Below are 22,187 nucleotides of genomic sequence, written 5' to 3'. Positions count from 1 at the left end.
ATCACTCATCGGCGGGTTTTTCATTTCCGGCTAAGGCTTAGATCGCCCCACGCTCACGCAGCAGACCCAGCACTTGCTTCACGCCTTCTTCCAGCGACACGGACTGGGTGTCGATCACCAGGTCGGCATCCAGCGGCACGTCGTATGGGAAGGAGTCGCCCGGGATGTTATCCCCTGCCGCCGCGTAGAGGCCTTGTGGATCACGCTCGGCGCAGACTGTCGGCGAAGCCTGGACGTAGACCGTCAGCAGACGCTCCTTGCCAATCAGTTCCCGGGCCTGTTCACGCCCTTCGGCACTCGGGGCAACGAACGCAGCGAGAGTCAGCAGACCGGCTTCGTTGAACTGACGCGCAACGTGCGCGGCACGACGCCAGTTCTCGGTACGCCCGGCGCGATCCTGTGGCAGACCTTTGTTCAGGTCGTGACGCAGGTTCTGGCCATCGAGTACGAACACTGCACGGCCCAGGTCGAACAACTTGCGCTCAACCGCGTAGGCCAGCGTACTTTTTCCCGCGCCCGACAAGCCGCTGAACAACACTGTGGCCGGTTGCTGGCCGAAGCGCTGTGCGCGTTCTTCGGTGGCTACGTGTGCCAGTTTGCCGTGGTGCGTGGAGCTGCCGTGAGCCACAGGCTGGGCGACGATCATGCCCGCGCCAACGGTGCCGTTAGTCAGGCGGTCGATGATGATGAACGCGCCGGTGGTGCGGTTGCTGTCGTAACCGTCGAGGGCAATCGGCGCATCGAGCGCGATCTTGACCTTGCCGATTTCGTTCAGTTGCAACGCGCTGGCCGGACCTTCTTCCAGGGTGTTGACGTCGACCTTGTTGACGATGCTGGCGATGGAGCCCGGCACGTAACTGGTGGCGCGTTTGATGTCGTATTTCTTGCCCGGCAGCATCGGCTCTTCAGCCATCCACACCAGCATGGCTTCGAAGCTGTCGGTCACCGGCGGCACGTTGTCGGCGTGAACCAACAGGTCACCACGGGAGATATCGATTTCGTCTTCCATGGTAAGCGTCACCGCCTGACCAGGACCGGCGTGCTCCAGTTCACCTTCGAAGGTGACGATGGATTTCACGCGGCTGCTCTTGCCCGACGGCAGCACCACGACTTCGTCGCCTTTCTTGACGATGCCGCTGGCCAGCGTACCGGCGAAGCCACGGAAGTTCAGGTTCGGACGGTTGACGTACTGCACCGGGAAACGCAGGTCGGTGAAGTTGCGATCGCCCGCCACTTCCACGGTCTCGAGGATTTCCATCAGCGACTGGCCGGTGTACCACGGCGAACGCTCGGACTTGTTCACCACGTTGTCGCCCTTCAAAGCCGACATCGGCACGAAGTGCATCGTGGTGGGCTTCATCTTCAAGCCTTCGGCGAACTGCAGGTAATCGGCCTTGATCGACTCGAACACGCCCTGGTCGAAGTCCTTGAGGTCCATCTTGTTGATGGCCACGACGATGTGCTTGATGCCCAGCAGCGAGGCGATGAAGCTGTGGCGACGGGTCTGGGTCTGCACGCCGTAACGGGCGTCGACCAGGATGATCGCCAGGTCACAGGTGGAGGCACCGGTGGCCATGTTGCGGGTGTACTGCTCATGGCCCGGGGTGTCGGCGATGATGAATTTGCGCTTGGCGGTGGAGAAATAGCGGTACGCGACATCGATGGTGATGCCTTGCTCACGCTCGGCCTGCAGGCCGTCGACCAGCAGCGCCAGGTCGATGTCTTCACCGGTGGTGCCGACTTTTTTCGAGTCGCGGGTAATGGCTTCCAGGTGATCTTCGTAGATCATCTTGGAGTCGTGCAGCAGGCGCCCGATCAGGGTGCTCTTGCCGTCGTCGACGTTACCGCAGGTCAGAAAGCGCAGCAGCTCTTTACGTTCGTGCTGGCCCAGGTAGGCGAGGATGTCCTCGCTGATCAAATCAGATACGTGCGACATGACAACCCCTTAGAAATAACCCTGACGTTTTTTGTCTTCCATGGAGCCTGCGCCATCGTGGTCGATGACACGGCCCTGGCGCTCGGAAGTTCGCGTCAGGAGCATTTCCTGAATGATGTCCGTGAGGCTTTCGGCCTCGGACTCCACCGCGCCCGTCAACGGGTAGCAACCAAGGGTACGGAAACGCACTTTCTTTTTGACGATGCGCGCTTTGTCTTCATCGCTCAGGTGCTCGAGGATGCGCTCGTCGTCGATCATGATCAGCGTGCCGTTCTTCTCGATGACTTCACGCTCGGCGGCGAAGTACAGCGGAACGATCGGGATGCCTTCAAGGTAGATGTACTGCCAGATGTCCAGCTCGGTCCAGTTCGACAGTGGGAAGACGCGAATCGACTCGCCCTTGTTGACCTTGCCGTTATAGACGTTCCACAGCTCGGGGCGCTGGTTTTTCGGATCCCAGCGGTGCTTGCTGTCGCGGAACGAGTACACACGCTCTTTAGCGCGGGATTTCTCTTCATCACGACGGGCGCCGCCGAATGCTGCGTCGAAACCATACTTGTCGAGTGCCTGCTTCAGGCCCTCGGTCTTCATGATGTCGGTGTGCTTGGCGCTGCCGTGGGTGAACGGGTTGATGTCCTGCGCCACGCCGTCCGGGTTGACGTGGGTGATCAGGTCGAGGCCCAGCTCAGCGACCATCTTGTCGCGGAAGCTGTACATCTCCTTGAATTTCCAGCGAGTGTCGACGTGCATCACCGGAAACGGCAGCTTGCCCGGGAAGAACGCCTTGCGTGCCAGATGCAGCATCACGGCGGAATCTTTACCGATGGAGTACAGCATCACCGGGTTATCGAACTCGGCGGCCACCTCGCGGATGATGTGGATGCTTTCCGCCTCCAGCTGTTTCAGATGCGTCAGTTTGTCGACCATGGCTACTCACGAAAACTTTCTTATGAACGGCCAGCGGGCCGTGTTCGAGCGGGGATCCTAGCACAGCGACCTCTTCTAATCAGGACGCCAACTAGATCGAAAGAGCATATGAATATGCCCCCGCGTTTGGGCCAAACGCACCCCCTGTAGGAGCGAGCCTGCTCGCGATGGTCGTCAACGATAACGCTGGGAGCCTGACACCCCGCGGTGTTCTCGGGTTCATCGCGAGCAGGCTCGCTCCTACAGGGATGGCGTTTCAGATCGGATTCGGACAATCGATGAAGATGTGTTCCAGCGCAAAGCGCCGCGCCAGATAATCCCCCAGCGCCTGAACGCCGTAGCGCTCGGTCGCATGGTGACCGGCGGCAATGAAGCTGATGTCGTTTTCCCGGGCGCTGTGGAAGGTTTGCTCGGAAGCCTCGCCGCTGAGGTACAGATCGACGCCGGCCAGAATGGCCTGATCGATGTAACCCTGGCCACCACCGGTGCACCAGCCGATACGGCGGACCATGGCGCTGCCTTCGATCAACAGCGGCTCACGCCCCATCACTTCCTGGACGCGGCGGGCGAAATCCCGGGGCATCATCGGCTCATTCAGCGAGCCGACCAGGCCGACGATCTTCAGATTGTCCGGGTCCAGCGGACCTTCGACGGTGATATCGAGTTGCCGCGCGAGCTGCACGTTATTGCCGACGTCCGGGTGCAGGTCCAGCGGCAGGTGATAGGACAACAGGCTGATATCGTGCTTGAGCAGGGTCTTCAAGCGGCGCTGTTTCATGCCGGTGATACACGGATTCTCGCCTTTCCAGAAGTAGCCATGATGCACCAGCACCAGGTCGGCACTGGCCTCCACGGCCGCATCGAGCAAGGCCTGGCTGGCGGTGACACCACTGACAATGCGCATCACTTGCGGACGGCCTTCGACTTGCAAGCCGTTGGGGCAGTAATCGGCGATTTTGGCGCTGTTGAGGTAACGGTCGGCTTCTTCGACCAGGGTGCTCAGGGCGACGGCCATGAAAGACTCCTAAATATCCCGTTCAGAGGCGCGTGCGGCCTCGTATAATGCGCGTCATTATGAGCGGTCTCATACCGCCTGCAACTCTCTCAGGAACTGCTTAATGCTCAAGGCGCTGCGTTTTTCCGGCTGGCCGCTGTTGGCCGGCGTGCTTGTCGCTCTTTTGATAATCCAGCGTTACCCGCAGTGGGTCGGGCTCCCGAGCCTCGACGTGAATCTGCAACAAGCGCCGCAAACCACCAGCATGCAGCAGGGCCCGGTGTCTTATGCCGAAGCGGTATCCACCGCGGCGCCGTCGGTGGTGAACCTGTACACCACCAAAGTCATCAACAAACCCAATCATCCGTTGTTCGAAGATCCGCAGTTCCGTCGCTTCTTCGGCGATAACTCGCCCAAGCAGAAACGCATGGAGTCGAGCCTCGGTTCCGGCGTGATCATGAGCCCGGAAGGCTACATCCTGACCAACAACCACGTGACCAGCGGCGCCGACCAGATCGTGGTGGCGCTCAAGGACGGCCGGGAGACCCTGGCGCGGGTGATCGGCAGCGACCCGGAGACTGACCTCGCGGTTCTGAAAATCGACCTGAAGAACCTTCCGTCGATCACCGTGGGCCGTTCCGACAACATCCGCATCGGCGACGTCGCGCTGGCCATCGGCAACCCGTTCGGCGTCGGCCAGACCGTGACCATGGGCATCATCAGCGCCACCGGGCGCAATCAACTGGGCCTGAACAACTATGAAGACTTCATCCAGACCGATGCGGCGATCAACCCGGGCAACTCAGGCGGTGCGCTGGTGGATGCCATCGGCAACCTGACCGGCATCAACACGGCGATCTTTTCCAAGTCCGGGGGCTCCCAGGGCATTGGTTTCGCGATCCCGGTGAAGCTGGCGATGGAAGTGATGAAGTCGATCATCGAGCACGGCCAGGTGATTCGTGGCTGGCTGGGTATCGAAGTGCAGCCGCTGACCCAGGAGCTGGCCGAGTCGTTCGGCTTGTCCGGGCGCCCTGGCATTGTCGTGGCGGGGATTTTCCGCGATGGTCCGGCACAGAAGGCCGGCCTGCAACTGGGTGATGTGATTCTTGCCATCGATGGCGAACCGGCCGGTGATGGCCGTCGCTCGATGAATCAGGTGGCGCGGATCAAGCCGACCGACAAGGTCGCGATCCAGGTGATGCGCAACGGCAAGGAGCTCAAGCTGACGGCAGAAGTCGGCCTGCGTCCGCCGCCGGCTCCGGTCAAGGACACAGAAGAAAAGTAAGCTGTAGCCAAAACCAATGTGGGAGCGAGCCTGCTCGCGATGGCGATTTAACAGTCAACAAAGATGTTGAGTGTTATGGCCTTATCGCGAGCAGGCTCGCTCCCACAGGTTTTGAGGGTGGTTTAGAGGTCGCCGAGGCCGTCGATCAGCGCCTGGTTCTGCTCTGGCGTGCCGATGGAGATCCGCAGGAACTGGGCAATCCGCTCCTGCTTGAAGTGCCGAACGATCACGCCTTGCTCGCGCAGCTTCGCCGCAAGCCCCGCCGCATCGTGCCGGGGGTGACGGGCGAAAATGAAGTTCGCCGCCGATGGCAGCACTTCAAAACCCTTCTCCTCTAGCTGTGCAACGACCTTCTCGCGATTCTCGATCACCAACCGGCAGGTCTTGTCGAAATACTCGCGATCGTCGAACGCGGCGGCAGCGCCGACATTCGCCATGCGATCCAGCGGATAGGAGTTGAAGCTGTTCTTGATCCGCTCCAGCGCCTCGATCAGGTCGGGATGGCCGACCGCCAGGCCTACCCGCAGACCGGCCAGGGAACGGGACTTGGACAGGGTCTGGGTCACCAGCAGGTTTGGATAACGATCGACCAGGGAGATTGCCGTCTCGCCGCCGAAATCGATGTAGGCCTCGTCGACCACCACCACCGAATCCGGGCTGGCCTTGAGAATCTGCTCCACCGCTTCCAGCGCCAACAGGCAACCGGTCGGCGCATTCGGGTTAGGAAAGATGATCCCGCCGTTCGGTTTGGCGTAGTCCGCCGGGTTGATCTGGAACTGCTCGTCCAGCGGCACCGCGTCGAACTTGATGCCGTACAACCCGCAGTAGACCGGGTAGAAGCTGTAGCTGATGTCCGGGAACAGCAGCGGCTGATCGTGCTGCAGCAAACCGTGGAAGATGTGCGCCAGCACTTCATCGGAACCGTTGCCGAGGAACACCTGATTGCCTTGCACGCCGTAGTACCTGGCAACGGCTTGCTTGAGCAGGTCGCTGTTCGGGTCCGGGTACAGACGCAGATTGTCATTGAGTTCGGTTTGCATCGCCGCGAGGGCTTTTGGCGATGGGCCGTACGGGTTTTCGTTGGTGTTTAGCTTGACCAGTTTGGTCAGCTTGGGTTGTTCGCCCGGCACGTAAGGCACCAGATCCTTGACGAACGGGCTCCAGAATTTACTCATGTTCATTTCACCTGCTTGTCGTCAACGATGCGGTATTCGGCGCTGCGGGCATGGGCGGTCAGCGACTCGCCACGGGCCAGCACGGAAGCGGTTTTGCCCAACTCGGAAGCACCCTGCTCGGAACAGAAAATGATCGACGAGCGTTTCTGGAAGTCGTACACACCCAGTGGCGAGGAGAACCGGGCGGTGCCGGAAGTCGGCAACACGTGGTTGGGGCCTGCGCAATAGTCACCCAGGGCTTCGGAGGTGTGACGCCCCATGAAGATCGCGCCGGCGTGGCGGATTTGCGGCAGCCAGGCTTGTGGATCGGCAACGGACAATTCGAGGTGCTCCGGCGCGATGCGGTTGGCCACTTCGATGGCTTGCTCCATGTCACGCACCTTGATCAGTGCACCACGACCATTGATCGAGGTCTCGATGATCGCGGCGCGCTCCATGGTCGGCATCAGCTTGGCGATGCTGGCGGCGACCTTGTCGAGGAACTCGGCGTCGGGGCTGACCAGAATCGCCTGGGCGTCTTCGTCGTGCTCGGCCTGGGAGAACAGGTCCATGGCGATCCAGTCCGGATCGGTCTGGCCGTCGCACACCACGAGGATCTCGGAGGGCCCGGCGATCATGTCGATACCGACCTGGCCAAACACGTGGCGCTTGGCGGTGGCGACATAGATGTTGCCCGGGCCGACCACTTTATCGACCTTCGGCACGCTTTCGGTGCCGTAAGCCAATGCAGCAACGGCTTGAGCGCCACCGATGGTGAACACACGGTCGACGCCGGCGATGCAGGCAGCAGCCAGCACCAGTTCGTTGATTTCACCGCGCGGGGTCGGCACCACCATGACCACTTCGGTGACGCCGGCGACCTTGGCCGGAATCGCGTTCATCAACACCGACGACGGGTACGACGCCTTGCCGCCCGGTACGTACAGGCCGGCGCGGTCCAGCGGCGTGACTTTCTGGCCCAGCACGGTGCCGTCGGCCTCGGTGTAGCTCCAGGAGTCCTGCTTCTGTTTTTCGTGGTAGCTGCGCACACGGGCGGCGGCGACTTCCAGGGCTTCGCGCTGAGGCACGGAGATGCGGGTGAGCGCCAGCTCCAGACGCTCGCGCGGCAGGATCAGGTCGGCCATGGACTTCACGTCCAGGCCGTCGAACTGCCGGGTAAAGTCCACCAGTGCCGCGTCGCCACGCTCACGCACGGCCTTGATGATGTCCAGCACCCGCTGATTGACCGAGTCGTCAGACACACTTTCCCAGCTCAGCAGATGATCCAGATGATGCGCGAAATCCGGGTCAGCAGCGTTGAGTCGGCGAATTGCAGTCGGTGCGGTCATAGCGAGAGCCTCATAGGAATGGCAAAAACTCAGGCACCCGAAGCTAGCACTCCATCCGCTTGGGCACCTGAGAATTCTGGCTATGAGGCGGATAGACGGGCGCGACTTAACGTCGCGCAGGTGAATCAGCCGCGGTGTCGAGACTCCACTGCCTTGCGCAGGGTGTCGATCAACGCCTGGATACGGGCGTGCTGCATCTTCATCGATGCTTTGTTGACGATCAGCCGGGAGCTGATGGCAGCAATGAAATCCTGTGGCTCCAGGCCGTTGGCCCGCAGCGTGTTACCGGTGTCGACCACGTCGATGATCTTGTCGGCAAGGCCGATCAGCGGTGCCAGCTCCATCGAGCCGTACAGCTTGATGATGTCGACCTGACGACCCTGCTCAGCGTAGTAACGCTTGGCAACGTTGACGAACTTGGTGGCGATGCGCAGGCGGCCCTTGGGCTCGACCGCGCCAACCTTGCCGGCAGTCATCAACTTGCACTGGGCAATTTGCAGGTCCAGTGGCTCGTACAGGCCCTGGCCGCCATATTCCATCAGCACATCTTTACCGGCAACACCGAGGTCGGCGGCACCATGTTCGACATAGGTCGGCACATCGGTGGCACGCACGATCAGCAGGCGTACATCTTCCTGGGTCGTGGGAATGATCAGCTTGCGGCTCTTGTCCGGATTCTCGGTCGGCACGATGCCCGCTTCAGCCAGAAGCGGCAGGGTGTCGTCAAGGATGCGGCCCTTGGACAGTGCGATGGTCAACATGGGAAACGTCAGTCCTTATCAAGGTACTCATGCCCGGTCGCAAATGGCGCCGGACACACATCGAGCCGGAAACCGGCTCGACTTGAAACAAAACCAATGGGCACGTCCCTGTGCCCCATCTGTAACAACTAGCCCGGAACGCGGCGGATCTTGGCGCCCAGCATCTGCAGTTTTTCTTCGATGCACTCGTAGCCACGGTCTATGTGGTAGATGCGGTCGATCAGGGTGTCGCCCTCGGCGATCAGCGCCGAGATCACCAGGCTGGCCGAAGCACGCAGGTCGGTCGCCATCACTGGCGCGCCCTTGAGTTTTTCGGTGCCGGTAACGATGGCGGTATTGCCTTCGACCTGGATCTTGGCGCCCATGCGGTGCAGCTCGTAGACGTGCATGAAGCGGTTTTCGAAGATCGTCTCGATCACAGCACCGGTGCCTTCGGCAATGGCGTTGAGGGAGATGAACTGCGCCTGCATGTCAGTCGGGAACGCCGGGTACGGAGCGGTCCGCACGTTGACGGCTTTCGGACGCTTACCGTGCATGTTCAGCTCGATCCAGTCTTCGCCGCAGGTAATTTCGGCACCGGACTCACGGAGCTTTTCCAGAACGGCTTCGAGGATGGTCGGATCGGTGTCCTTGACCTTCACGCGGCCGCCGGTCACGGCAGCGGCAACCAGGTAGGTACCGGTTTCGATACGGTCTGGCATCACTTTGTAAGTGGTGGTGTGCAGACGCTCGACGCCATCGATGGTGATGGTGTCGGTACCGGCGCCGGAAACCTTGGCACCCATGGCGTTCAGGAAGTTCGCCAGGTCGACCACTTCAGGCTCGCGCGCGGCGTTAGCCAGGACGCTGCGGCCTTTGGCCAGCGCTGCGGCCATCATGATGTTTTCGGTACCGGTCACACTGACGGTGTCGAAGAAGAAGTGCGCACCGCGCAGGCCGCCTTCAGGCGCCTTGGCCTTGATGTAGCCGCCTTCGACGTCGATGACTGCGCCCATGGCTTCCAGGCCACGGATGTGCAGGTCAACCGGACGCGAACCGATGGCGCAACCGCCAGGCAAGGCGACTTCGGCTTCACCGAAACGGGCAACCATCGGACCCAGTACCAGAATCGACGCACGCATGGTTTTAACCAGTTCGTACGGTGCGACCAGGGTCTTGATGGTGCGCGGGTCGATTTCGACGGCGAGTTTCTCGTCGATCACCGGCTCAATGCCCATGCGCCCGAACAGCTCGATCATGGTGGTGATGTCGTGCAGGTGCGGCAGGTTGGCCACGGTCACCGGGCCATCGCACAGCAAGGTGGCAGCCAGGATCGGCAGGGCAGAGTTCTTTGCCCCGGAGATGCGGATTTCGCCATCAAGACGAGCACCGCCAGTAATAATCAATTTATCCATAAGAATCTCGACGCCCTTGGGCTCAGGTGCGCTCGGCCCAGGCCGCGCTGCTGAAAAATTTCATAGTGACCGCATGGATGCTGCCATCGGTGATCCACGGGTTCAAATGGGCATAGACCTGCTGCTGACGCTTCACCGGGCTCAACGCCGCCAGTTCATCGCTAATCACGTTCAGCTGGAAATTGCAGCCTTCGCCCTCGACTTCTACTTTCGTTCCGGGCAGCTTTCCTTCAAGAAAGCTCTTAACTTCGTTGGCCTGCATGCTCAACCTCAATCGGCGCCCTGTGCGCGCGGGTCGGACATCATACAAAAAAGCCCCGCGCCTGCGAACCCCGCCAAGCAGGACTCGGACGGGGGGCTTCTTTATAGATGCGTGTCAGGGGTGCGCCAACAGCTCGGTCATCTCGCTGACCTGAGCGATTTCACGCATATCATCCGGCATCCCACGGATGCTCAGGGCCTTGCCGGCCGCCTGCGCATCGCGGATAAAGCACAGCAACAACGACAAACCAACACTGCTGGACTTGGTCACCGCCGAGCAATCGACCACCAGCGCCGCAGCCTTGCTGGCCTTGATCAGCGCCTTGCCCTGCTCGCGCAGGCCAGGGCCGGTGCGGTAATCCAGCACGCCACTGAGTCGCAGCTCGCCCGCTTCGTCCATCTGGACTGCCGACTCACTCATTGGGCTGACTGCTCTGGTTTCTTGTCGGTGGCTTCCTTGGCCTTGGCGACTTCTCCGGCCCAACCATTGATGGTCTTGTCCAGGTCGTTGCCATTGCGCTGCATCGCATCGGCGAACTGATCGCGGAACAGCTTGCCGATGTTGATGCCGTTGATGATGACGTTACGCAGTTTCCACTCGCCGTTGATCTTTTCCAGCGTGTAGGACACTGGATAGATCGCGCCGCTGCTGCCCTTGACGGTCATGCCGACACTGGTACGGTCGCCCGATTCGTCTTTGGCCGGATCAACGGTGATGCCCTGGTTGTTGTACTCCAGCAAGGCATTGCCATAGAACTGGAACAGACCCTTCTTGAAGTTTTCTTCGAAGGTCTTCATCTGCGCAGGCGTAGCTTTCTTCGAGTATTTGACCGTCATGATGCTCTTGGAAATACCCTCGGCATCCACAACCGGCCCGACGATGGTGTTCAGCGCCGCATAAAAGTCTTGCGGATCCTGCTTGTACTTTTCTTTATTGGCCGCCAGATCGGCCAGCATCCGATTAGTGGTGTCCTGTACCAGATCGTGCGCCGAAGGCGCCGCCACGGCGTTGGCTACCAGCGGCAGCGCCGCGAGCAGTACCAAAAGGCCACGTCGCAAGGTAGAGATCATTTAACAGTTCCTCATTTAGCTTCTTTGCTAACGGTATTGAGCAGGAATTTACCGATCAGGTCTTCGAGCACCAACGATGACTGCGTGTCATGGATGGTTCCACCATCCTTGAGCAGGGTGTCTTCCCCGCCCACGCTGAGACCGATGTACTTCTCGCCCAACAGGCCAGCGGTCAGAATAGATGCAGTAGAGTCCGCAGGCAGATTATCGATGCGTTTTTCCAGCTGCATGGTCACCCGACCGGTGAAACTGTCGCGATCCAGATCGATGGCCGTGACCTTGCCGATGGTCACACCGGCCATGGTCACCTTTGCTCTGACCGTCAAACCGGCGATATTGTCGAAGTAGGCGTAAAGTTTATACGTGTCGGTGCTCGGAGTCGGGGACAGGCCACTGACCCGCAACGCCAACAAGAGCAAAGCCAGGATGCCAGCCAGCAAGAAAAGGCCGACACCGATTTCCAGGGTGCGGTTTTGCATCAGAAATCTCCAAACATCAAGGCGGTCAGAATAAAGTCCAGGCCGAGCACTGCCAACGAGGCATACACAACGGTCTTGGTAGTGGCACGACTGATCCCCTCGGAAGTGGGTTCGCAGTCATAGCCTTGGAATACGGCGATCCAGGTCACGACAAAGGCAAAGACGATGCTTTTGATGATCCCGTTGAGCACATCGTCCGCGAAGGTCACGCTGTTCTGCATGTTCGACCAGTAGGAGCCTTCATAGACCCCCAGCCAGTCGACCGCCACCCACGAGCCGCCCCAGATACCCACCACGCTGAAAATCATCGCCAGCACCGGCAGGGAAATGAAACCGGCCCACAAGCGTGGCGCGATGATGTACTTGAGCGGGTCGACCCCGATCATTTCCAGGCTGGACAACTGCTCGGTGGACTTCATGTTGCCGATTTCGGCGGTCAACGCCGAACCTGCGCGCCCGGCGAACAGCAAGGCGGTCACCACCGGCCCCAGTTCACGCAGCAGCGTCAGCGCCACCATCTGCCCGACGGCCTGTTCTGAACCATAGCTGGAAAGAATGTTGAAGCCTTGCAGCGCCAGCACCATGCCGATGAATACCCCGGAGACCACGATGATCACCAGGGACATCACGCCCACCGAATGCAACTGCTTGACCAGCAGCCCGAAACCGCCACCGATTCCGCCCCGGCCAAGCAAGGAATGGAACAGGAACAGGCTCGAACGCCCGAACACCGCCAACACATCGATGCCGGCCTGGCCGAAGCGGCGAACGCGTTCTACCAATGAAATTCTGCGCATCAGCGCTTCCCCAGAAGATCTGCGCGGTAATCCGTCGCTGGAAAGTGGTACGGAACCGGGCCGTCGGGTTCACCAGTCATGAACTGACGAATGCGCGGCTCATCCGAGTTCATCAACTCGTCCGGCGTGCCCTGCCCCAATACCTGACCATCGCCCACCACATAAATATAATCGGCAATGCTCGCGGTCTCGGCCAGGTCGTGGGATACCACGATGCTGGTGATGCCCAGCGCATCGTTGAGCAATCGAATCAGGCGCACCAGAACGCCCATTGCGATGGGGTCCTGGCCGACAAAGGGCTCGTCGTACATGAGGATCTGTGGATCGAGCGCAATCGCCCGGGCCAGCGCGACACGGCGCTTCATGCCACCGGAAAGCTCGTCAGGCATCAGTTCGATGGCACCCCGCAAGCCCACGGCCTGCAGCTTGAGCAGGACGATGTCGCGGATCATTTCGTCCGGCAGTTGCGTGTGAACCCGCAGCGGAAAAGCGACGTTCTCGAAGACATCGAGGTCGGTAAACAGTGCACCGCTCTGAAACAGTACGCCCATATGCTTGCGCGCATCGAACAGATCGCTGCGCGACAGTTTTGGCAGGTTCTGACCGTTGACCCAGACTTCGCCCTTGGTGGGCCGCAACTGGGCGCCCATCAGACGCAAGAGCGTGGTCTTGCCACACCCGGAAGGCCCCATGATGCCGGTGACCTTGCCGCGTGGGATACGGATATCGACATTATTGAAAATGCTGCGCGCACCGCGCTTGAAGGACAGTCCCTTCAGCTCGACCGCGTAGGCGTTATCGGCACTCATCTAAACTCCTTGCGATGCAGCCTCTCACTCGGACGCCTGACTTTCTCACGAAAGCACATACCTCCCGGGCAGGCCGAACTGGCGGCGAACTATATCACTGCAAAGGCTGCGCCCCCAAGGCCAAAGCCAGGACATGTTCAACTGTATGACAGGTTGAAAGCCCTGTTTAGAAGGTTTCCGGCAACAAGGATGACAATGCGCGACGAACTAGCGTGAGGGATTCGATCATAACCGCTATAATCGCCGCCTTTTCATCAGGCTATACGATTTCTGACATGAGCCAATCCAGCGACCTGATTCAATCAGCACAACGCACCATCCGCCTCGAGGTAGAAGCCGTGCAAGGCCTGCTACCCCATATCGACGCAGATTTCGTACGCGCTTGCGAGATGATTCTGGCCAGCAAAGGCCGCGTGGTCGTGGTCGGCATGGGCAAGTCGGGGCACATCGGCAACAAGATTGCCGCGACCCTGGCCAGCACCGGCACCACGGCATTTTTTGTGCACCCGGCTGAAGCCAGCCACGGTGACATGGGCATGATTACCCGTGACGACATCATTCTGGCGCTCTCGAACTCCGGCTCCACCAATGAAATCGTGACCCTGCTGCCACTGATCAAACGCCTGGGCATTCAATTGATCAGTGTGACCGGCAATCCTGACTCCGCGCTGGCCAAGGCCGCCGAGGTCAACCTGAATGTTCACGTCGAACACGAAGCCTGCCCCTTGAACCTGGCACCCACCTCGTCGACCACCGCCGCCCTGGTCATGGGCGACGCCCTGGCCGTCGCGCTGCTGGAAGCCCGTGGCTTTACCGCCGAAGACTTCGCCTTTTCCCATCCCGGCGGCGCCCTGGGCCGACGCCTGCTGCTGAAAGTGGAAAATGTCATGCACGCAGGCCAGGAACTGCCGCAGGTCCAGCGCGGCACCCTGCTCAAGGACGCGCTAATGGAAATGACCCGCAAAGGCCTGGGCATGACCGTGATCCTGGAAGCCGATGGAAAGCTGGCCGGGATCTTTACCGACGGTGACTTGCGCCGCACGCTGGACCGTAGCATCGACATCCATAGCGCTACAATCGACCAGGTCATGACTGCACATGGCAAGACTGCCCGCGCCGAGATGCTCGCCGCCGAAGCGCTGAAAATCATGGAAGATCATAAAATCAACGCGCTGGTCGTGGTCGACCGAGAAGACCGCCCGGTCGGCGCCTTGAACATGCACGACTTGCTGCGTGCAGGAGTAATGTAATGAGTGCGGACCTGTTGCAACGCGGCAAACAGATCAAACTGGCAGTGTTCGATGTCGATGGCGTGCTGACCGACGGGCGCCTGTACTTCCTCGAAGACGGCAGCGAATTCAAGACCTTCAACACACTCGACGGCCAGGGTATCAAGATGCTGATGGCCGCTGGCGTGCAGACGGCCATCATCAGTGGCCGCAAGACCCCGGTGGTCGAGCGACGGGCCAAAAACCTCGGCATCCCGCATCTGTATCAGGGGCGCGAAGACAAACTGGTGGTACTCGATGAGCTACTGGCCCAACTCAACCTGAGCTATGAACAGGTGGCCTACCTCGGCGATGACCTGCCGGACCTGCCGGTGATTCGCCGCGTCGGCCTGGGCATGGCGGTGGCCAATGCCGCCAGCTTCGTGCGTGAACACGCTCACGGCATCACCCTCGCCCGTGGCGGCGAAGGTGCCGCTCGCGAATTCTGCGAATTGATCCTGCGCGCCCAGGACCGCCTCGATGCGGCCAATGCGGCGTACCTGTGAGCCCACTATGCTGAGCAAAAAGTTTCGCAACACCCTGATGTTCAGTTGCATCGCGGCGATATTCGCCGCGGTTGGCTACTGGAACATCAGCCCGGAACGCTTCCTCGACAAGCCGGTAACGCCGGTCGATGAAAGCGCGATCGACTATTACGCCATCAACGCCCACAGCGTGCAGTACCTGCCGGACGGCAAGCTGCAATATGATCTGGTGTCCGACAAGGTCGAGCACCTGAAAGCGACCGAGGTGACATTGCTGACCAACCCCGACCTGAATGTGTTCCGCGGCACTGAATTCCCGTGGCACGTCCAGAGCCTGCGCGGCGAGGTCAACCCTGATGGCACACAGGTCGAACTGATCGATGACGTGCGTATCACGCGCTTTGACGAGAAAAACCGTAAAACCCTGATCACCAGCACCCGCATGACCGTGTTCCCGCAGCAGCAATATGCGCAGACCGAGCAAGACGTTAGAATCGACGGCGCTGGCGGTGTATCGACTGGCAAGGGAATGAAGGCGTATTTGAAAGAAAGCAGGATACACCTGCTATCGAACGTAAGAGGACAGTATGAGGCTCGTTAAAACCCTCCCGATTTTGCTCAGTCTGGGCGCAGCACTGGGAAGCGTGAGCGCCTGGGCTCTGCCGGAAGATCAACAGCAGCCTATCCGCATTCAGGCCGACGATGCCCAACTGGACGACAAGCAAGGTATTGCTACCTATAAGGGTGACGTGATCATCACCCAAGGCTCGATGAAGGTGACAGGCAACACCGTTACCATTACCCGCACCCCGGCTGGCGACATCGACGTAGTGACCTCGGTGGGCAACCTGGCGTACTTCGAGCAATTGCAAACAGCTGGCGATACCAAGCCTGTTCAGGGCTGGGGCGTGACGATCCAGTATCACGCCGCGCAAAATCGCGTCGTACTGATCGACAAGGCCAAAGTTGTCGACAAGGACAACAACGTCACCCAAGGCGAGAAAATTGTCTACGACACGGACAAGAAGCTCGCCAGCGCCGGTCGCGCCACAGGCAGCAAGGTCACCGAGGCGCGCCCGCGTATTGACATGGTGATCCAGCCGAAGAAGAAAACCGACGAGAAAAAGGCTCAGTAATGGCAACTCTGAAAGCTCAGCATCTGGCCAAGAGCTACAAGAGCCGCCAGGTCGTGCGCGACGTCAGCCTGTCCATCGACAGCGGTCAGATTGTCGGCCTGCTTGGCCCGAACGGCGCCGGCAAGACCACCTGCTTCTACATGATTGTCGGCCTGGTACAGGCCGACCAGGGCCGCGTCCTGATCGATGACCTGGACGTCAGCCACCAGCCGATGCATGGCCGCGCGAAGGCCGGTATCGGCTACTTGCCGCAGGAAGCATCGATCTTCCGCAAACTGTCGGTGGCCGACAACATCATGGCCATCCTCGAGACCCGCAAGGAGCTCGACAAGGCCGGTCGTCGCAAAGAGCTGGAAAGCCTGTTGCAGGAATTTCACATCAGCCACATCCGCGACAACCTCGGCATGAGCCTGTCCGGTGGTGAGCGCCGCCGCGTTGAAATCGCCCGCGCCCTGGCCACCAACCCGAAATTCATCCTCCTCGACGAACCCTTCGCCGGCGTGGACCCGATTTCGGTCGGTGACATCAAGCAGATCATTCACCACCTCAAGGCCAAAGGCATTGGCGTGCTGATCACGGACCACAACGTTCGTGAAACCCTGGATATCTGTGAAACCGCCTATATCGTCAATGACGGTCAACTGATCGCTGAAGGCGACGCTGAAACCATCCTGGCCAACGACCTGGTGAAGGAAGTGTACCTGGGCCACGAATTCCGCCTGTAAGACACCGAGGTGCCAGAGCAGTCGACGGGCGCTTGTCTCGATAAAAAATCAACTCTTTTTTATTGTTACAGCGCTCCAGGCAAACCCGACGCTTCAAAGATGTTCAGGAGCCAGCCGGAGCAACCTGTCAACAAAACTTTGCAGCTTTTATTGTTACAGCGCTCTAGGCAAACCATTCAGTTTCAGGCATATAATTTGCTTATGTTTGGCGCCCCGGCGCCCTGTAGTGGATGGCGCATGTGCGCCGGCGAATAAGGTGTTAAGCCCCTGCCATGAAACCATCGCTAGTCTTGAGAATGGGCCAGCAGCTGACGATGACACCGCAGCTGCAACAGGCCATCCGCCTGCTCCAATTGTCGACCCTGGACCTGCAACAGGAAATCCAGGAGGCCCTGGAGTCCAATCCGATGCTCGAACGCCAGGAAGAAGGCGACGACTTCGACAATTCCGACCCCTTGGCCGACAACGCCGAACAAAAGCCCAACACTGACATCCAGGAGCCCTCCTACCAGGAAAGCGCCCCGACGGTTGATAACCTCGATGAAGGTGACTGGAACGAGCGCATCCCCAACGAACTCCCCGTCGACACCGCGTGGGAGGACGTTTACCAGACCAGCGCCAGCAGCCTGCCCAGCAGTGACGACGACGAGTGGGACTTCACCACCCGCACCTCGGCCGGCGAAAGCCTGCAGAGCCACTTGCTGTGGCAGCTGAACCTGGCCCCGATGTCCGACACCGATCGCCTGATCGCCGTGACCCTGATCGACTGCATCAACAATCAGGGCTACCTGGACGAAACCCTCGAGGAAATCCTCGAAGCCTTCGACCCGGAACTGGACATCGAACTGGACGAAATCGAAGCCGTCCTGCACCGCATTCAGCAGTTCGAGCCCGCCGGCATCGGCGCCCGCAACCTGGGTGAATGCCTGTTGCTGCAATTGCGTCAATTGCCAGCCAAGACACCTTGGCTGGCCGAGGCCAAGCGCCTGGTCACCGATTACATCGACCTGCTTGGCAGCCGCGACTACAGCCAGTTGATGCGCCGCATGAAGCTCAAGGAAGATGAACTGCGCCAGGTCATCGAACTGGTCCAGAGCCTCAACCCGCGCCCGGGCTCGCAGATCGAGTCCACCGAAGCCGAGTACGTCGTTCCTGACGTTATCGTGCGCAAGGACAACGAGCGCTGGCTGGTGGAGCTGAATCAGGAGTCGGTGCCACGTCTGCGGGTCAACGCCCAGTACGCCGGTTTCGTGCGCCGCGCCGACACCAGCGCCGACAACACCTTCATGCGCAATCAGTTGCAGGAGGCCCGCTGGTTCATCAAGAGCCTGCAAAGCCGCAATGAAACCCTGATGAAGGTTGCCACCCAGATCGTCGAGCATCAACGCGGCTTTCTGGAGTACGGCGACGAAGCCATGAAGCCGCTGGTCCTGCATGACATCGCCGAAGCGGTCGGCATGCATGAATCGACGATTTCACGGGTGACCACCCAGAAGTTCATGCACACCCCCCGGGGCATTTATGAACTGAAGTACTTTTTCTCCAGTCACGTAAGCACCTCCGAAGGCGGCGAATGCTCGTCCACGGCGATCCGGGCGATCATCAAAAAACTGGTTGCCGCGGAAAATCAGAAAAAGCCGTTGAGTGACAGCAAGATCGCTGGTTTACTGGAGGCACAAGGCATTCAGGTGGCTCGCCGCACCGTCGCCAAGTACCGCGAATCCCTCGGGATCGCGCCTTCGAGCGAACGCAAGCGGTTGATGTAGAGCCACGCCACAGCGTTCCAGTGGTAGATCATCTGATCTACCGCTTTATGCACTGGCAACGAAGGAGAAGCTGTATGCAAGTCAACATCAGTGGACACCAACTGGAAGTGACCGAACCTCTTCGCACCTACATCGGCGAAAAACTCGAACGATTGGAGCGACATTTCGACAAGATCACTAATGTGCAGGTCACGATGACCGTCGAAAAACTGAAGCAGAAAATCGAAGCCACGCTGCATATTCCCGGGAATGAAGTGGTCGCAAACGCGGAACATACCGATATGTACGCCGCGATCGACGCACTCACCGACAAGCTGGATAAACAACTCAAAAAACATAAGGAAAAGACCCAGAGCCTCCTCCAGGGCGCAACCGGTCGTTAACACTCCCTACCCATGATCCGACTTGAAAGTATCCTGACCCCCGGCCGTTCCCTGGTGAACGTGCCGGGAGGCAGTAAAAAGAAAGCCCTCGAACAAATTGCCAATCTGATCGCCCGCGAAGTGCCGGCCCTGGAGATGCAAGATGTCTTCGAGGCACTGATTGCCCGTGAAAAACTCGGCTCCACCGGGTTTGGCAATGGAATCGCTATTCCACATTGCCGTCTCAAGGGCTGTGTTTCGCCCATCAGTGCATTGATGCACCTGGACGCCCCTATCGATTTCGACGCCATCGATGGTGCGCCGGTTGACCTGCTGTTCGTGCTGCTGGTCCCGGAAGCCGCCACCGATGCGCACCTTGAGCTGCTGCGACAGATCGCCAGCATGCTCGACCGCAAGGAAGTTCGCGAAAAGCTGCGTAGTGCTGCAAGCAACGAAGCCCTGTATCAGGTTGTCCTGGACGAGCAAAACGGTCAGTAATCATGCGCTTGATCATCGTCAGTGGCCGTTCCGGCTCAGGTAAAAGTACCGCCCTCAACGTTCTTGAGGACAACGGCTACTACTGCATCGACAACCTGCCTGCCGGCCTGCTGCCGGAGTTGGCCGAACGCGCCTTGGTTCATACCGAGCTGTTACAGCCGCTGGTCGCCGTTTCCATTGACGCGCGCAACCTGCCCAGCCACCTGTCACGCTTCCCCGACCTGCTCGAGGAAGTCCGTGCCCGCCACATCCAGTGCGATGTGCTGTACCTGGACGCCGACGAAGAAACCCTGCTCAAGCGCTTCTCGGAAACCCGCCGACGTCACCCCCTGACCAATGCCAACCGCTCGCTGGCCGAAGCCATCAGCGTCGAGAGCGACCTGCTCGGGCCGATTGCCGACCTCGCCGATCTCAAGATCAACACCACCAGCCTGAACCTGTACCAGCTGCGCGACGCCATCAAACTGCGCCTGCTGAATCAGCCAGAGCCGGGCACTGCGTTCCTGGTGGAGTCCTTCGGGTTCAAGCGTGGCATGCCGGTGGACGCCGACCTGGTGTTCGATGTGCGCTGCCTGCCCAACCCTTACTGGAAACCGGAATTGCGCGAACAGTCCGGGCTCGATCAACCGGTTGCCGACTATCTGGCGGCACAACCGGATGTCGAAGAGATGTTTCAGGACATTTCCACATACCTGCTAAAGTGGCTGCCGCGTTTTGCCGCCAGCAACCGCGCCTATGTCACCATTGCCATTGGCTGCACTGGCGGACATCACCGTTCCGTCTACCTGACCGAGCGTCTGGGGCAGGCGCTGCAAAAATCACTGAAGAACGTCCAGGTTCGCCACCGCGACCTCAGCTAAAGGATTCACACCGCGATGCCTGCTCTGGAAATCGAAATCATCAACAAGCTGGGCCTGCATGCTCGCGCTTCTGCAAAATTCGTTGGGGTGGCGGGTCAGTTCCCGTGCCAGATCCGGGCCGGTCGTACACCAGAGTCCATGGTCGATGGCAAAAGCATCATGGCGATGATGATGCTGGCCGCCGGCAAAGGCACCACGATTCACTTGAGCACCGAAGGCGAGCAGGAACAGGAAGCGCTGAACGCGCTGGTGGCGTTGATCAACAACTTCTTCGACGAAGGCGAATAACACTCCGACAGGTGAGCTTTTGTGGCGAGGGAGCTTTGCCACAAATCAAGCCAGCGCTGTATCCATCACCATCATCAAACAGAACCCCATCAGCAGCCCGAGGCTGGCAAGCTTGTCATGACCATTGCGGCGCGACTCGGGAATGATTTCATGGGTCACCACCAGCAACATCGCCCCCGCCGCCAGTGCCAATCCCAAAGGCAGCAGCAGTTCGGCCAGGCTCACCAGCCACGCGCATAGCAGTGCGAACACAGGTTCGACCAACCCAGATGCGGCACCGATCAGGAACGCCTTGATCCTGGACATCCCTGCCCCGGCCAGTACCAAAGCGATGACCAACCCTTCCGGCACATCTTGCAAGGCAATGCCCATGGCGAGACTGTCGGCGTCAGGCATTCCACCACCGGCCGAAACACCCACAGCCATGCCTTCCGGGATGTTGTGGGCGATGATCGCAAACACAAACAACCAGATCCGCGGAGGAATGACCGGTCGCTCCAGCGTGCCGACCAGCATGTCCGGACTGGCCCCGGAGACCTTCCGATCCACCAGGAACAACCCGAATGCGCCGAGCATAATGCCGAAGCTGATCAGCCCACTGGACGCCCAGGGTGACAGGCCAAGCCCTTCGGCGGCAGAGATGCCCGGAACGATCAGCGAAAATGCCGTCGCCGCGAGCATCACGCCAGCGCCAAACCCAAGCAAAGTGTCGCTGAGCATCTGTGGCATCCGCCGAATCACCAACACCGGCACCGCGCCCAGCGCGGTACCCAAGGCGCAGATCGCACCGCCCTGCAGTGCACGTAGCAACTTCGGCTCAAGGTCGAGCCATGCCAGCCCATGGGCAACCAATAGGCTCATACCCGCCAGCAGTAACAGCGATCCAAACGCGTAACGAAACATCCGTCCACTTCCGATCGCCAGTGTTTCAGTGCCCATAGCCCTGCCTTGGATTGTTTTTATAAAAGACTTAAACCAGTGCGGTCTGATAGCGCGCAGCGACTTGCGGCCAATTGATCACGTTGTAGAACGCGCTGATGTATTCCGGACGACGGTTCTGATAACGCAGGTAATAGGCGTGTTCCCAGACGTCGAGGCCCAGAATCGGCGTATTGCCGTTCATCAATGGGCTGTCCTGGTTGCCGCTGCTTTTCACCACCAGGGTCTTTTGCGGAGTTACGCTCAGCCAGGCCCAGCCACTGCCGAAGCGGGTCAATGCAGCCTTGGTAAAGGCTTCCTTGAAGCTGTCGAGGCCGCCCAGTTGTTCATCGATGGCCTTGGCCAGCGCACCTTCGGGCTCGCCACCACCGCCGGGCGTCATGACTTCCCAGAACAGCGAATGGTTGGCGTGGCCGCCGCCCTGATTGATCACCGCTGCGCGAAGTTTTTCCGGCAACTGCTGAACGGCAGACACCAGCTTCTCCACGGACCAATCGGCATACTCGGTGCCCTCGACGGCCGTGTTGAGGTTGTTGATGTAAGTCTGGTGATGCCGGGTGTAGTGAATCTCCATGGTCTGCGCATCGATGTGCGGTTCCAGGGCGTCGTAGGCGTATGGCAAGGCAGGCAAGGTAAAAGCCAT

At 59.7% G+C, this 22,187-nt stretch carries 26 protein-coding genes; 11 read left to right on the top strand and 15 right to left on the bottom strand.

The genetic code is table 11. The features are described 5' to 3' along the window. Nucleotides 1–37: 37 nt before the first annotated feature. The 3 genes from cysN to AC3IT9_RS04305 all read right to left on the bottom strand — a co-directional run bounded on the left by cysN (nucleotide 38) and on the right by AC3IT9_RS04305 (nucleotide 3,878). Nucleotides 38–1,936: a sulfate adenylyltransferase subunit CysN gene (gene cysN / locus AC3IT9_RS04315; RefSeq protein ID WP_489272149.1), complete on the bottom strand. Its 1,899-nt coding sequence runs from the start codon at nucleotides 1,934–1,936 to the stop codon at nucleotides 38–40. 9 nt (nucleotides 1,937–1,945) lie between these two features. After that, on the bottom strand, nucleotides 1,946–2,863 hold the full coding sequence (cysD, locus tag AC3IT9_RS04310) for a sulfate adenylyltransferase subunit CysD (protein WP_008046199.1): 918 nt from the start codon (nucleotides 2,861–2,863) through the stop codon (nucleotides 1,946–1,948). Between the two features lie 256 nt (nucleotides 2,864–3,119). Next, nucleotides 3,120–3,878, bottom strand: coding sequence for a Nif3-like dinuclear metal center hexameric protein (locus AC3IT9_RS04305; protein WP_150727418.1), 759 nt, complete (start codon nucleotides 3,876–3,878; stop codon nucleotides 3,120–3,122). Between the two features lie 103 nt (nucleotides 3,879–3,981). Between AC3IT9_RS04305 and algW the strand changes: the two genes are divergently transcribed. Then, nucleotides 3,982–5,142: a Do family serine endopeptidase AlgW gene (gene algW / locus AC3IT9_RS04300; protein ID WP_150754384.1), complete on the top strand. Its 1,161-nt coding sequence runs from the start codon at nucleotides 3,982–3,984 to the stop codon at nucleotides 5,140–5,142. Between the two features lie 122 nt (nucleotides 5,143–5,264). On the opposite strand, the gene hisC is transcribed toward algW, so the two are convergent. The 10 genes from hisC to AC3IT9_RS04250 form a co-directional block, all read right to left on the bottom strand. Continuing rightward, nucleotides 5,265–6,317: a histidinol-phosphate transaminase gene (gene hisC, locus AC3IT9_RS04295; protein ID WP_150758018.1), complete on the bottom strand. Its 1,053-nt coding sequence runs from the start codon at nucleotides 6,315–6,317 to the stop codon at nucleotides 5,265–5,267. Between the two features lie 2 nt (nucleotides 6,318–6,319). Then, the gene (gene hisD / locus AC3IT9_RS04290) at nucleotides 6,320–7,645 is read right to left on the bottom strand and encodes a histidinol dehydrogenase (RefSeq protein WP_150758019.1); all 1,326 of its coding nucleotides are present in this window, start codon (nucleotides 7,643–7,645) and stop codon (nucleotides 6,320–6,322) included. Between the two features lie 125 nt (nucleotides 7,646–7,770). Further along, nucleotides 7,771–8,406 (bottom strand): ATP phosphoribosyltransferase, encoded by a 636-nt coding sequence (gene hisG / locus AC3IT9_RS04285; protein ID WP_008018703.1) that lies wholly within the window; start codon nucleotides 8,404–8,406, stop codon nucleotides 7,771–7,773. A gap of 128 nt (nucleotides 8,407–8,534) precedes the next feature. After that, nucleotides 8,535–9,800, bottom strand: a complete 1,266-nt coding sequence (gene murA, locus AC3IT9_RS04280) for a UDP-N-acetylglucosamine 1-carboxyvinyltransferase (protein ID WP_102702535.1) — start codon at nucleotides 9,798–9,800, stop codon at nucleotides 8,535–8,537. A 22-nt stretch (nucleotides 9,801–9,822) separates the two neighbouring features. Further along, a complete protein-coding gene (locus AC3IT9_RS04275) occupies nucleotides 9,823–10,062 on the bottom strand; it encodes a BolA family protein (RefSeq protein WP_020796650.1) in 240 nt (79 codons plus the stop codon). A gap of 114 nt (nucleotides 10,063–10,176) precedes the next feature. Next, complete coding sequence (locus AC3IT9_RS04270) at nucleotides 10,177–10,482, bottom strand: STAS domain-containing protein (protein WP_223455587.1); 306 nt, start codon at nucleotides 10,480–10,482, stop codon at nucleotides 10,177–10,179. After that, the gene (locus tag AC3IT9_RS04265) at nucleotides 10,479–11,132 is read right to left on the bottom strand and encodes an MlaC/ttg2D family ABC transporter substrate-binding protein (RefSeq protein ID WP_150727424.1); all 654 of its coding nucleotides are present in this window, start codon (nucleotides 11,130–11,132) and stop codon (nucleotides 10,479–10,481) included. Before AC3IT9_RS04265 ends, AC3IT9_RS04270 begins: the two co-directional genes overlap by 4 nt. A gap of 11 nt (nucleotides 11,133–11,143) precedes the next feature. Next, nucleotides 11,144–11,611 carry an outer membrane lipid asymmetry maintenance protein MlaD gene (gene mlaD / locus AC3IT9_RS04260; RefSeq protein WP_150727425.1) on the bottom strand — a complete coding sequence of 156 codons (468 nt, stop codon included), beginning with the start codon at nucleotides 11,609–11,611 and terminating at the stop codon, nucleotides 11,144–11,146. After that, entirely contained in the window at nucleotides 11,611–12,408 is a 798-nt protein-coding gene (gene mlaE / locus AC3IT9_RS04255) for a lipid asymmetry maintenance ABC transporter permease subunit MlaE (RefSeq protein WP_150727426.1), read from the bottom strand. The genes mlaD and mlaE overlap by 1 nt, the downstream gene beginning before the upstream one ends. After that, nucleotides 12,408–13,217 carry an ATP-binding cassette domain-containing protein gene (locus tag AC3IT9_RS04250; RefSeq protein ID WP_007986707.1) on the bottom strand — a complete coding sequence of 270 codons (810 nt, stop codon included), beginning with the start codon at nucleotides 13,215–13,217 and terminating at the stop codon, nucleotides 12,408–12,410. Before AC3IT9_RS04250 ends, mlaE begins: the two co-directional genes overlap by 1 nt. A 275-nt stretch (nucleotides 13,218–13,492) precedes the next feature. Here AC3IT9_RS04250 and AC3IT9_RS04245 point away from each other — a divergent pair, with 275 nt between their 5' ends. The 10 genes from AC3IT9_RS04245 (at nucleotide 13,493) to AC3IT9_RS04200 (ending at nucleotide 20,605) form a co-directional block, all read left to right on the top strand. After that, complete coding sequence (locus AC3IT9_RS04245; protein ID WP_007986704.1) at nucleotides 13,493–14,467, top strand: KpsF/GutQ family sugar-phosphate isomerase; 975 nt, start codon at nucleotides 13,493–13,495, stop codon at nucleotides 14,465–14,467. Further along, entirely contained in the window at nucleotides 14,467–14,991 is a 525-nt protein-coding gene (locus AC3IT9_RS04240) for a KdsC family phosphatase (RefSeq protein ID WP_008018712.1), read from the top strand. The genes AC3IT9_RS04245 and AC3IT9_RS04240 overlap by 1 nt, the downstream gene beginning before the upstream one ends. A 7-nt stretch (nucleotides 14,992–14,998) precedes the next feature. After that, nucleotides 14,999–15,571 carry an LPS export ABC transporter periplasmic protein LptC gene (gene lptC, locus AC3IT9_RS04235; RefSeq protein ID WP_150727429.1) on the top strand — a complete coding sequence of 191 codons (573 nt, stop codon included), beginning with the start codon at nucleotides 14,999–15,001 and terminating at the stop codon, nucleotides 15,569–15,571. Then, entirely contained in the window at nucleotides 15,558–16,106 is a 549-nt protein-coding gene (gene lptA, locus AC3IT9_RS04230) for a lipopolysaccharide transport periplasmic protein LptA (RefSeq protein WP_150727430.1), read from the top strand. The genes lptC and lptA overlap by 14 nt, the downstream gene beginning before the upstream one ends. Continuing rightward, complete coding sequence (lptB, locus tag AC3IT9_RS04225; protein ID WP_008054366.1) at nucleotides 16,106–16,831, top strand: LPS export ABC transporter ATP-binding protein; 726 nt, start codon at nucleotides 16,106–16,108, stop codon at nucleotides 16,829–16,831. The genes lptA and lptB overlap by 1 nt, the downstream gene beginning before the upstream one ends. 272 nt (nucleotides 16,832–17,103) lie before the next feature. Next, on the top strand, nucleotides 17,104–18,597 hold the full coding sequence (locus AC3IT9_RS04220) for an RNA polymerase factor sigma-54 (RefSeq protein WP_150727431.1): 1,494 nt from the start codon (nucleotides 17,104–17,106) through the stop codon (nucleotides 18,595–18,597). A 74-nt stretch (nucleotides 18,598–18,671) separates the two neighbouring features. Further along, entirely contained in the window at nucleotides 18,672–18,980 is a 309-nt protein-coding gene (gene hpf / locus AC3IT9_RS04215) for a ribosome hibernation-promoting factor, HPF/YfiA family (RefSeq protein ID WP_007941242.1), read from the top strand. 12 nt (nucleotides 18,981–18,992) lie between these two features. Continuing rightward, nucleotides 18,993–19,457, top strand: a complete 465-nt coding sequence (gene ptsN / locus AC3IT9_RS04210) for a PTS IIA-like nitrogen regulatory protein PtsN (protein ID WP_008046148.1) — start codon at nucleotides 18,993–18,995, stop codon at nucleotides 19,455–19,457. A 2-nt stretch (nucleotides 19,458–19,459) separates the two neighbouring features. Beyond that, nucleotides 19,460–20,317, top strand: coding sequence for an RNase adapter RapZ (gene rapZ / locus AC3IT9_RS04205; RefSeq protein WP_150727432.1), 858 nt, complete (start codon nucleotides 19,460–19,462; stop codon nucleotides 20,315–20,317). A gap of 15 nt (nucleotides 20,318–20,332) precedes the next feature. Continuing rightward, a complete protein-coding gene (locus AC3IT9_RS04200; RefSeq protein WP_046040042.1) occupies nucleotides 20,333–20,605 on the top strand; it encodes an HPr family phosphocarrier protein in 273 nt (90 codons plus the stop codon). 45 nt (nucleotides 20,606–20,650) lie between these two features. On the opposite strand, the gene AC3IT9_RS04195 is transcribed toward AC3IT9_RS04200, so the two are convergent. Beyond that, nucleotides 20,651–21,544, bottom strand: a complete 894-nt coding sequence (locus tag AC3IT9_RS04195; RefSeq protein ID WP_150758022.1) for a ZIP family metal transporter — start codon at nucleotides 21,542–21,544, stop codon at nucleotides 20,651–20,653. 31 nt (nucleotides 21,545–21,575) lie between these two features. Further along, nucleotides 21,576–22,187 (bottom strand): superoxide dismutase, encoded by a 612-nt coding sequence (locus AC3IT9_RS04190; protein ID WP_489272146.1) that lies wholly within the window; start codon nucleotides 22,185–22,187, stop codon nucleotides 21,576–21,578.

This window comes from Pseudomonas sp. KH_046_1 (assembly GCF_057839025.1).
The sequence above is the reverse complement of the archived record's forward strand: the minus strand, read 5'-3'. Positions and strand labels throughout refer to the sequence as shown.

Bases quoted from the DNA above. Each gene is read 5' to 3' on its own strand.
- cysN (WP_489272149.1), bottom strand. From the start codon at position 1,936: ATGTCGCACGTATCTGATTTGATCAGCGAGGACATCCTCGCCTACCTG.
- cysD (WP_008046199.1), bottom strand. From the start codon at position 2,863: ATGGTCGACAAACTGACGCATCTGAAACAGCTGGAGGCGGAAAGCATC.
- AC3IT9_RS04305 (WP_150727418.1), bottom strand. From the start codon at position 3,878: ATGGCCGTCGCCCTGAGCACCCTGGTCGAAGAAGCCGACCGTTACCTC.
- algW (WP_150754384.1), top strand. From the start codon at position 3,982: ATGCTCAAGGCGCTGCGTTTTTCCGGCTGGCCGCTGTTGGCCGGCGTG.
- hisC (WP_150758018.1), bottom strand. From the start codon at position 6,317: ATGAGTAAATTCTGGAGCCCGTTCGTCAAGGATCTGGTGCCTTACGTG.
- hisD (WP_150758019.1), bottom strand. From the start codon at position 7,645: ATGACCGCACCGACTGCAATTCGCCGACTCAACGCTGCTGACCCGGAT.
- hisG (WP_008018703.1), bottom strand. From the start codon at position 8,406: ATGTTGACCATCGCACTGTCCAAGGGCCGCATCCTTGACGACACCCTG.
- murA (WP_102702535.1), bottom strand. From the start codon at position 9,800: ATGGATAAATTGATTATTACTGGCGGTGCTCGTCTTGATGGCGAAATC.
- AC3IT9_RS04275 (WP_020796650.1), bottom strand. From the start codon at position 10,062: ATGCAGGCCAACGAAGTTAAGAGCTTTCTTGAAGGAAAGCTGCCCGGA.
- AC3IT9_RS04270 (WP_223455587.1), bottom strand. From the start codon at position 10,482: ATGAGTGAGTCGGCAGTCCAGATGGACGAAGCGGGCGAGCTGCGACTC.
- AC3IT9_RS04265 (WP_150727424.1), bottom strand. From the start codon at position 11,132: ATGATCTCTACCTTGCGACGTGGCCTTTTGGTACTGCTCGCGGCGCTG.
- mlaD (WP_150727425.1), bottom strand. From the start codon at position 11,611: ATGCAAAACCGCACCCTGGAAATCGGTGTCGGCCTTTTCTTGCTGGCT.
- mlaE (WP_150727426.1), bottom strand. From the start codon at position 12,408: ATGCGCAGAATTTCATTGGTAGAACGCGTTCGCCGCTTCGGCCAGGCC.
- AC3IT9_RS04250 (WP_007986707.1), bottom strand. From the start codon at position 13,217: ATGAGTGCCGATAACGCCTACGCGGTCGAGCTGAAGGGACTGTCCTTC.
- AC3IT9_RS04245 (WP_007986704.1), top strand. From the start codon at position 13,493: ATGAGCCAATCCAGCGACCTGATTCAATCAGCACAACGCACCATCCGC.
- AC3IT9_RS04240 (WP_008018712.1), top strand. From the start codon at position 14,467: ATGAGTGCGGACCTGTTGCAACGCGGCAAACAGATCAAACTGGCAGTG.
- lptC (WP_150727429.1), top strand. From the start codon at position 14,999: ATGCTGAGCAAAAAGTTTCGCAACACCCTGATGTTCAGTTGCATCGCG.
- lptA (WP_150727430.1), top strand. From the start codon at position 15,558: ATGAGGCTCGTTAAAACCCTCCCGATTTTGCTCAGTCTGGGCGCAGCA.
- lptB (WP_008054366.1), top strand. From the start codon at position 16,106: ATGGCAACTCTGAAAGCTCAGCATCTGGCCAAGAGCTACAAGAGCCGC.
- AC3IT9_RS04220 (WP_150727431.1), top strand. From the start codon at position 17,104: ATGAAACCATCGCTAGTCTTGAGAATGGGCCAGCAGCTGACGATGACA.
- hpf (WP_007941242.1), top strand. From the start codon at position 18,672: ATGCAAGTCAACATCAGTGGACACCAACTGGAAGTGACCGAACCTCTT.
- ptsN (WP_008046148.1), top strand. From the start codon at position 18,993: ATGATCCGACTTGAAAGTATCCTGACCCCCGGCCGTTCCCTGGTGAAC.
- rapZ (WP_150727432.1), top strand. From the start codon at position 19,460: ATGCGCTTGATCATCGTCAGTGGCCGTTCCGGCTCAGGTAAAAGTACC.
- AC3IT9_RS04200 (WP_046040042.1), top strand. From the start codon at position 20,333: ATGCCTGCTCTGGAAATCGAAATCATCAACAAGCTGGGCCTGCATGCT.
- AC3IT9_RS04195 (WP_150758022.1), bottom strand. From the start codon at position 21,544: ATGGGCACTGAAACACTGGCGATCGGAAGTGGACGGATGTTTCGTTAC.
- AC3IT9_RS04190 (WP_489272146.1), bottom strand. From the start codon at position 22,187: ATGGCTTTTACCTTGCCTGCCTTGCCATACGCCTACGACGCCCTGGAA.